This window comes from Shigella sp. SIG3 (assembly GCF_053555855.1).
In genome coordinates, this window is the sequence record NZ_JBQZXE010000269.1 from 1 (window position 1) to 898 (window position 898).

The following is an 898-nucleotide window of genomic DNA, read 5'->3' on the forward strand; positions in this document are numbered from 1 at the left end:
TCACAATCACCATATTGCATCCGGCATCGACCAGAGGCGTCACAGGGGTATTTCCCTGCATATTTCGCCATCCTCCCATACCACCATCACCGAACATTGTCCCCTGAACCTCACGGGGACGGAACAGCAGGGGCAGCGCGGCTGACGCAAGCAGAGCCTCTTTCTGCTGTCCGCGGGGCAGGCTCTGGATATGCTGAAAAACGGCGTTTTTCGTGGTTCCGGCACCCAGTTCAGCACGAATGCAGTCAATAATATCCTGCATGCCCCCTTCTGTGGGGTACAGCGACACATACAGCGGTAGCCCGTCTGCCAGAGCATCAGTATCAAGATAATGATCCAACAGCGCTGTCAGGGGCTCATCTGACAACAACGGCTGAGCCATCAGATTGTCAAACCCGTTGAGTATCGATATATGGCGAAGAAGCGTCGTAAGCAGTGCTCCTGCACGTCCGGGGATCTGGCAGAGGTTCATTGCCTGGAACAATTTTTTCAGCAATGAAAAGTAAACCAATCGGTTTACCGACAGCACCTGATTATTCCCCAGATGATCCCAGAGCGCTTCCAGGCGTACGGCAGCTTCTGACAGATCGGGAGAGGTCGCGATAATGGCACCATTGAATGCGCCAATGCTGGCCCCTGAAACCATGCTGATCTGTGTATCACACTCTGCCAGTGCCTTAACCACTCCCGCCTGATAAGCGCCCACCGCCCCGCCACCGGACAGCACCAGCCCCGTTTTCATTTCTGTACTCATGCAGCCCCCTTCTGAAATATTTCATCGACCATACTTTCAGAGAGGCGTTCTGCAGAGCAGAGGCGAGGCATGCGAACCGGTAAGTGTTCTGCAGCCTGCGTGGTTGACCAGATCACCGGATGCTGCTCTTCACTGCACTAGTCT

At 54.5% G+C, this 898-nt stretch carries 1 protein-coding gene and 1 pseudogene; both read right to left on the reverse strand.

Annotation, left to right across the window (positions count from 1 at the left end):
- On the reverse strand, positions 1 to 754 hold a 754-nt coding region (locus ACUU1I_RS20830; RefSeq protein ID WP_449144929.1), incomplete at its 3' end, for a patatin-like phospholipase family protein.
- Positions 751 to 891 (reverse strand): annotated as a pseudogene (locus ACUU1I_RS20835) (diguanylate cyclase regulator RdcB family protein); the annotation flags it as partial. The pseudogene ACUU1I_RS20835 and the gene ACUU1I_RS20830, both read right to left, overlap by 4 nt.
- Between the last annotated feature and the right edge of the window lie 7 nt (positions 892 to 898).